At 73.1% G+C, this 7,528-nt stretch carries 8 protein-coding genes; 2 read left to right on the forward strand and 6 right to left on the reverse strand.

The window, feature by feature from the left end:
• The first annotated feature begins 202 nt into the window (after positions 1-202).
• Positions 203-616, forward strand: a complete 414-nt coding sequence (locus SJ20_RS06075) for a VOC family protein (protein ID WP_020621736.1) — start codon at positions 203-205, stop codon at positions 614-616.
• Positions 617-626: 10 nt separating this feature from the next.
• Here the strand turns inward: SJ20_RS06075 and SJ20_RS06080 are convergent, their stop codons facing one another.
• On the reverse strand, positions 627-2,141 hold the full coding sequence (locus tag SJ20_RS06080) for a SulP family inorganic anion transporter (RefSeq protein ID WP_044659296.1): 1,515 nt from the start codon (positions 2,139-2,141) through the stop codon (positions 627-629).
• 213 nt (positions 2,142-2,354) lie between these two features.
• On the opposite strand from SJ20_RS06080, the gene SJ20_RS06085 reads away from it, so the two are divergent.
• On the forward strand, positions 2,355-3,452 hold the full coding sequence (locus tag SJ20_RS06085; RefSeq protein ID WP_044659297.1) for a hypothetical protein: 1,098 nt from the start codon (positions 2,355-2,357) through the stop codon (positions 3,450-3,452).
• A 91-nt stretch (positions 3,453-3,543) separates the two neighbouring features.
• Here SJ20_RS06085 and SJ20_RS06090 read toward each other — a convergent pair whose 3' ends face one another.
• Genes SJ20_RS06090 through SJ20_RS11990 form a run of 5 tightly spaced genes read right to left on the reverse strand, consistent with a single transcriptional unit; the run spans position 3,544 to position 7,320 of the window.
• On the reverse strand, positions 3,544-4,638 hold the full coding sequence (locus tag SJ20_RS06090) for a permease (protein ID WP_044659298.1): 1,095 nt from the start codon (positions 4,636-4,638) through the stop codon (positions 3,544-3,546).
• 16 nt (positions 4,639-4,654) lie between these two features.
• The gene (locus tag SJ20_RS06095; protein WP_020621739.1) at positions 4,655-5,341 is read right to left on the reverse strand and encodes an ABC transporter ATP-binding protein; all 687 of its coding nucleotides are present in this window, start codon (positions 5,339-5,341) and stop codon (positions 4,655-4,657) included.
• The gene (locus SJ20_RS06100) at positions 5,338-6,393 is read right to left on the reverse strand and encodes a hypothetical protein (protein ID WP_044659299.1); all 1,056 of its coding nucleotides are present in this window, start codon (positions 6,391-6,393) and stop codon (positions 5,338-5,340) included. Before SJ20_RS06100 ends, SJ20_RS06095 begins: the two co-directional genes overlap by 4 nt.
• Positions 6,390-7,100, reverse strand: coding sequence for a hypothetical protein (locus SJ20_RS06105; RefSeq protein ID WP_235281268.1), 711 nt, complete (start codon positions 7,098-7,100; stop codon positions 6,390-6,392). The genes SJ20_RS06100 and SJ20_RS06105 overlap by 4 nt, the downstream gene beginning before the upstream one ends.
• Before the next feature lie 49 nt (positions 7,101-7,149).
• Complete coding sequence (locus SJ20_RS11990) at positions 7,150-7,320, reverse strand: hypothetical protein (protein ID WP_020621742.1); 171 nt, start codon at positions 7,318-7,320, stop codon at positions 7,150-7,152.
• Between the last annotated feature and the right edge of the window lie 208 nt (positions 7,321-7,528).

Consider the following 7,528-nt stretch of genomic DNA (forward strand, 5'->3'; position numbering starts at 1 on the left):
CCCGACGGCGGCCAGCCGGCGGGCGGACCGGCCGGCGGGCCAGAGGGAGGAACGCTCATGGCGGCCACGCTACCAACGGGGGCGGACGCGCCAGGCCGCGGGCGCCGTCGTCGGGAGCGGCTCCGTGGCCCACGCCACGCCCGCGCGCCCGCGACACGCGCGCGGTGGCGGCGGGCCGAACGCCTCGTCTACGGTGCTCCCCATGGCCTTGTTCTCCCAGCCGGTGTTCATCAACCTCCCGACGACGGACACCGAGCGGATCCGTGAGTTCTGGACGACCCTGGGCGCCACCGCAATGGACGACTACTCGGACGAGCACTCGGTGTGCATCGAGCTCACCGAGTCGACGTACGCGATGTACCTCAGCCCCGGCTACTACACCGACTTCATCGGCAACCGTGAGATCGCCGACTGCCTCACCACTAACTCCGCCCTCATGGCGCTGACCGTCGGCGACGCCGCGGCGGTGGACGCCCTGGCGGACCGGGCGATCGAGCTCGGCGCCGCCGAGGTGCCCCTGCCCGAGGACCTGCGCGAGGAGATGGCCGACTCCGGCATGCACTCCCGCGAGATCGTCGACCCGGACGGGCACCAGTGGGAGTTCGTCACCGCCTGAGCCCGCCGGCTCAGGCGCCGAGTCGCCCGGTGAGGCGCGCGTGCATCGCCGCGGAGGCCTCGTTCAGCCCCGTCACCTCGGCGTGGATCCCGTGCCGGGCGTACTTGGTCAGCACCGAGTCGAGCGCGGCCACAGTGGAGGCGTCCCACACGTGCGCGGCACTCATGTCGATCACGACGCGCGGCGGGTCGAGGGCGTACTCGAACTGCGAGTAGAGGTCGTTCGAGGACGCGAAGAACAGGGCGCCGTGCACGCGATACGTGACGGCGTCGCCGTCGTCGTGGACCTCGCGGACCACCGTGACCAGACGCGAGACGCGCTGGGCGAAGAGCACCAGCGCAGCGAGCACGCCCACACCCACGCCGATCGCGAGGTTGTGAGTGAGCACCGTGGCCGCCACGGTCACGACCATGACGGCGGTCTCCGAGCGCGGCATCGCGCGCAGGGTGGCGGGGCGCACCGAGTGCCAGTCGAAGGTCGCGGCGGCCACGAACATCATCACGCCCACGAGCGCGGCCATGGGGATCTGCGCCACGAAGCCGCCGAAGGCCACCACGAGCACCAGCAGGAACACGCCCGCGAGGAACGTGGAGATCCGGGTGCGGGCGCCGTTCGCCTTGACGTTCATCATGGTCTGCCCCACCACGGCACAGCCGCCCATCCCGCCGAACAACCCGGAGACCACGTTCGCGACCCCCTGCCCCCAGGACTCGCGCGTCTTGTCCGAGCGGGTGTCCGTGATGTCGTCCACCAGCTTCGCGGTGAGCAGGGACTCGAGCAACCCCACGAACGCGATGCCGACGCTGAACGGCAGGATCAACCGGAGGGTCTCCCACGTCAGCGGGACGTCCGGCAGGCCGAGCACGGGCAGCGCATCCGGCAGCGCGCCACGGTCCCCCACGCGCGGCACGGCCAGGCCGGCGGCCATCACCAGGGCGGTGACCACGACGACGGCCACGAGCGTCGCAGGCACCGCAGTGGTGAGCCGCGGCAACAGCACCACGATCGCCAGGGCCAACGCCGTGAGCGGGTACACGAGCCACGGGACGCCGATCAGCTCGGGCAGCTGCGAGGTGAACACGAGGATGGCCAACGCGTTGACGAACCCCACCATCACCGAGCGCGGGACGAACCGCATGAGCCGGGCCACCCCGAACACGCCGAGCAGGATCTGGATGACGCCGCCGAGGATGATCGCGGCCAGGAGGTGCCCCACCCCGTACGCGTGGGACAGCGGTGCGACGACGAGCGCCACCGCCCCCGTGGCCGCGGAGATCATGGCGGGCCGGCCGCCCACGATCGCCGTGGTCACCGCCATGGTGAAGGAGGCGAACAGGCCGACGCGCGGGTCCACGCCCGCGATGATCGAGAACGCGATGGCCTCCGGGATCAGCGCGAGCGCCACCACGACGGCGGCCAGCACCTCGGTGCCCAGCCACCGTGGGGTGCGCAGGGTGCGCAGCACCGACTGCCGCTCGCGGGGCGTGGCGGGCGACGACATCGGGACGGCGGCGAATGCGGGCATGCCCTCGAGGGTAGCGGCGGCCCCGGACGCAACAGGTGCGGGCGGCGGCGGGTGTGGCCGCGTTCACGACGTCGTCACCCGCCCCTCCCCTGGCCGTCACCGGCGAGCGGGTCGGCAGCTACCGCCCCCTCCTAGGGTGACCGCGCCGGCGCTCGCCGGCGCACCGCCCCGGCTGGCCTCCCCAGGCCAGGCCACCGTCCCCCAGGAGCCACCATGCGCCCGTCATCGTCCCGCGCCCTCGCCCTGCTCGCCGCCGCCGCCGCGAGCCTGACCGCCCTCACCGCCGCCCCGGCCCAGGCCGCACCGGCCGCGTCCACCGGAGCGCCGTCGTCGTCCTCGAAGCACGCCTTCGAGTTCGGCGTAATCGGAGACGTCCCCTACGGCCAAGCCCAGGTGGAGCGCTTCCCGGACATGATCGACGAGCTGTCCGCGCAGGCCGGGGAGCTCGAGTTCCTTGCACACGTCGGCGACATCAAGGCCGGCTCCGCCGAGTGCTCCGACGCGTACTTCTGGATGATCCGCGGCGAGTTCGACCGCCTGGCACTGCCGCTCGTGCTCACCCCCGGAGACAACGATTGGACCGACTGCCACCGGAAGAACAACGGCTCCTACGACCCGCTCGAGCGCTTGGACACCTTCCGCGACGTCTTCTACCCGCACGCCGACCGCACCCTCGGCGACACCTCCATGCGCCTCGATGCCCAGGACGAGATCGGCCTGCCGGAGAACGCCCGCTGGCGCGAGCAGCGCGTGGAGTTCGGCGTGGTGAACGTGCAGGGCTCGCAGAACTCGACGCTGCCGTGGTCCGGCCTCGGCCTGACGGAGCAGACCCCGGAACAGCGCGCCGAGGTGGCCCACCGCGACGCCGCCAACCACGCCCTGATCCGCGACCTCTTCACCGACGCCGAGCGCACCAACGCCCGCGGCGTGGTGCTGATGCTCCAGGCCGACATGTTCGAGCCACGCCTGGCCGAGGGCGGCGTGATCTCGCCGGAGGACGCGGCGGCGTCGCAGGCGTTCACCAAGACCGTGCGGTTGATCGCCGACCTCTCCCGCGAGTTCGGCAAGCCGGTGTACCTGATCAACGGCGACTCCCACCGCTACACCGCCGACGCACCCCTCGCCGCCGGCTCCCCGTGGCTGGACGTGTACGGTGTGGCCCCGGTGGCCAACCTGCAGCGCGTGACCGTGGAGGGCGACGCCACCTCGAACGAGTGGACCCGCTTCACCGTGGCGCCGAACTCCGCGGGCAAGGGCAAGAACGCCCAGCAGCCGCTGCTGACCTGGGAGCGCGTGCCCTACACCTTCTGATCCGGCGGCACGCGCACTGCGGCGGCCGACGCGCGGCGGGCGACGCGCGGGAATCGAGGCGGGCGAGAACGCGGCCGGCGGGCGGAAGGGGTCAGGCGGTGCGCATCACCCGCACCGGGTCCCGGAAGGCCGCGAAGGCCGCCGGGAGCAGGCTGGCCACCACGGCGGTGAGCACGGCCAGCACGGCCGCGCCCACCACGAAGGCCGATCCCAGAGCGCTCCCCTGGGCCAGGACCAGGCCGTGGCCGGCCCCCGCGCCCACCGCCGCCCCGAGCATCGCCGGGGCGGCGGTGCGGGCCGCCACGAGCAGCACGAGGTCCGCGCGGCCGATGCCCAGGGTGCGGCGGCGGCCGAGGTCACGGCGACGGATGAGCACGTCGGCGAGCACCACGATCGCCACGAAGAAGGCGCCCGCCCCGAGGATGAGCAGCAGCAGGGACCGGCCGAGCCCGGCCAGCTCCCCGGTGATCGTCTCGTTGCCGGCGGCCAGCGCCCGCGCGGGCTGCACCTGCGAGGAGCGCGGGTCGGGGTCGATCACGGCGAGCGCGGCCTCCTGCATGGCGCGGGTGCCGGCGGTGTCGGCGGCGAGGACGCGGACCTGCTGCATCACGAGGGCGTCCGGGGCGGCGGGGACGGTGAGGGCGTAGCCGTCGAGGTCCTGGAAGGGGTCCTGGGCCTGGAACGCCCCGACGACGGCCCACTGGCGGCCGTCCGTGGCCTCGATCGCTCCGGAGGGCTGGGCGAGGCCGAGCTCGGCGAGCTTGGCCTCGGGGACCACCACCTCGCCGGGGGCGGGCAGGCGGCCGCGGGTCAGCTCGATGCCACGGTCCAGGGTGCCGACCACGTTCGTCACGGCCACGCGGGCGCCGCCCCGGCCGATCCCGGTGTTCACGGCGTCCATGGGCGAGTCCCGGGCGAGGGCGGCCTCGGCGGTGTCGAGTCCGGCGAGGGTGGCCGCGGTGGCGCCGGTGAGGAAACCGGTGCCGCCGGTGTCGGTGACGGTGAGCACGCGGGCGCCGGGGCCGGAGAGCTCTGCGGCGACGGCCGCCTCGGTGGCGGCCTGCCTGCCCACGGTGGCCACGGCGGCGAAGCACATGGCGGCCACCACGAGCAGCACGAGGGCGGAGGGCACGGGAGAGGTGCGTGCGGCGGTGACGGCTTCACGCAGCAGGGTGCGCAGGTTCATGGGCGGTCCTCCCGGTTCACAGCCGCACCACCTCGTCGGCGCGGGCGACGACGGCGGGGTCGTGGGTGGCGACCACCACGGTGCGCCCCTCGGCGGCGGCATCGGCGAGGGCGTCCATGACGAGGCCGGCGTTGTCCGGGTCGAGGTTGCCCGTGGGCTCGTCCGCGAGGACGACGACGGGCGCGTTCACGAGGGCGCGGCACACGGCCACCCGCTGCGCCTGCCCGCCGGAGACCTGCCCGGGCCGGTGGTCGGCGCGGTGGGCGAGGCCGAAGCGCTCGAGCAGCGCCCGTGCCCGGTCCTCGAGCGTCTGGCGCTCCAACCCGGCGTAGAGGCCGGGCTCCACCACGGAGTCCAGGATGGGGCGGGACGGGTCCAGCTCCGAGTCCTGGAACACGAATCCCACGGAGGTGGCGCGCAGGCGGGAGCGCTCCCGGTCCGGGCGGGTGGAGGCGTCGACGTCGCCGAGGCGCACCACTCCGGAGGTGGGCGTGAGCATGAGCCCGAGCACGTACAGGAGGGTGGACTTGCCGCGCCCGGAGGGTCCGGTGAGGGCGGTGACGGCGCCCGGCGTGAACGCGTGGGTGAGGCCGTCGAACAGCTCCTCGGCGGCGCGGGTGTAGGCGAAGCGCAGGTCCTCGACGGCGAGGGCGGCGGGGACGACGGGGGCGGCGGGCGTGCCCGGGGTGGCGGGCCCCGTCATCGGGTGCCGTTCAGCACGCGCACCTGCTCGCCGGCGTCCACGCCGTCCACGACGGCGAGGCCGTCGGCGGAGCCGAGGACGGTGACGGTGCGGTCCTCCGCGGCGCCGTCCCGGACCACCGTGACCGTCGCGGCGCCGTCTGGCTGGGTGCGCAGGGCGGACACGGGGACCACGGGCCCGGAGACGGGCGGGACCACGCTGACCTGGGAGAGCAGGGAGGTGGTGGCGTCGGCGGGCAGGGTGTCGCAGTCCTCGCCGCAGACCACGCCGCCGTCCGGGGCGGTGAGGGTGATGCGGATCAGGCCCTGCTCGTCGGAGGTGGACTCGCCGGCGACGGCCTTCCATTCGTGTTCGCCGTGGGGCACGGTGACCTGGGTGCCGGCCGGGATGAGGGCGGCCTGCTCCTGGTTGACCTCGAGGGCGAAGTCCGGTTGGTCGCCGGGGCGGGCCACCACGTTCTCGCCGCCGGCGAGGGTGGTGCCGACGGCGGTGGTCTTCGCGTCCACGCTGAGGGGCGCGGGGAGGGCGTCGAGGACCACGAGCTGGCCGAGCTCCACGGTGTCCGCGGCGGGGTAGCCGCGTTCGGTGAGCCAGTCGTCCCAGGCGTCCGCGGTGGCCTCGTCCCACGTGCCGGTGGCCTCCGCCTTCGCGCCGGTGGCGGCAAGCATGCGCTGGAACGCGGCGACGTCGTCGCCGGAAGTGCCCTCCCCGAGAGGGCGCCACTGGGGAAGCTCGCCCTGGAGGACGAGCACGGGCTTCTGGGCGACGGCGTACAGCACCTCCCCGGCAGCCACCTCGCCGGACTCTCCGGCCCGGGTGACGACGCCGGTCAGCGCGTTCACCGCCGCCGGCGTCTGCTCGCGCGACACGGAGACGCCGAGGGTGATGACGCGGCCGAGCTCCTGCTCGGCGACGGTGACGAGGGCGCTCGCGGCCGGACGCTGCTCGGCCTGAGCCGGAGGGGTGAGCGTGACCCGGCCGGCCCAGAAGGCGAGCGCGGCGACGGCCACGAGCGCAAGGACGAGGGCGGCCCAGCGGGCGGGGCGATTCATCCGGATGACCCCCAGAAGACATCCTGCGGCGGAAGCTCCGGGCATGTCTGCGCGACCTCGGCCTGGCGTTCTGCCGACACGCCCCTCATGCTGTCCTCGAAGGGCCACCACTGGTGGCGGCCTGGAGTGTAGAACGCGGAGACGAATGCCTCTTTGGAGGGGCGCGCGGAGGTGTCGACCGTGTAGCCGTAGGCCTCGAGACACGGGATGAGGTATTGGTCCCAGTAGTCATAGACGAGGCGGAGCTGCGGATCGGTCCAGTCCTGGGTGTAGCTCGGATCCACCGGGTGCTGTGCGTAGCAGGTCACGTAGGCCGCCTCGAAAGCAGACCTCTGGGACTCAGGTGGGGTGTCGATCTGAATTCCCCCGGTCGGACCGACCGAGTTCGGCCACCCGGCCTCGGCCAGGCATGTGGACACCATGCGGTCCGACTCGAGGGACGTGGCGTACCACCCGGAGCGCTCCACCTGAGGCGGCGCGGGCATTCCCGCCCCCTGAGCGTGCCGCGCGACTTGCTCACGGTAGGCGCGCTCCTTCTCCGCCTCCGTCGTCAGGAGGGGTTCGATCCTCTCGGTGGGAACCCACTGCGAGGCGTCCCAGGTCTTCTCGGCCGTCGCGGTGGGGGGAGCGGCGACCGTGGATGAACCGCCGAGGCCCGCAGACTCCCGACCGACGCAACCGGTGAGGGTCAGGGCGACGGCCGCCACCAGGGCGGCCGTCGCAGGAATGCGTAATGAAGTCATCGGTGCCGGCGAGTCAGTACGGGTAGTAGCAGTAGCCGTAGGTGCCCGACAGGAGGAGTCCTGCGCTGCAGTCCTGCCGACCGGAGTCCGTCAGCGCCTGCGCTGGCACCGCACCGGAGACGGCCAACGGTCCAGCGACGGCCACGCCGGCACCGACCTTAGAAATCCGCTGCTTCATACCCATGTCGCTCCTCCTTATGGTTCACGCTCAGTCGTGATCTACGTCGCACTCTATGAAGGTGCTCACCCTGTGTCCAGAGAATTCTCGGTCGGTCCACAGACGTGCCCCACCAGGGAGTCAAGAGGGTCCTGCGCGTGACGGATGCGCAATCTCAGGGGACGAATGAGCGCGGCCACACCGGCAGGGGTGGCCCGACGATCGGGTTTCGATA

This window comes from Micrococcus sp. MS-ASIII-49, assembly GCF_000946635.1.
Taxonomy (GTDB): domain Bacteria; phylum Actinomycetota; class Actinomycetes; order Actinomycetales; family Micrococcaceae; genus Micrococcus; species Micrococcus luteus.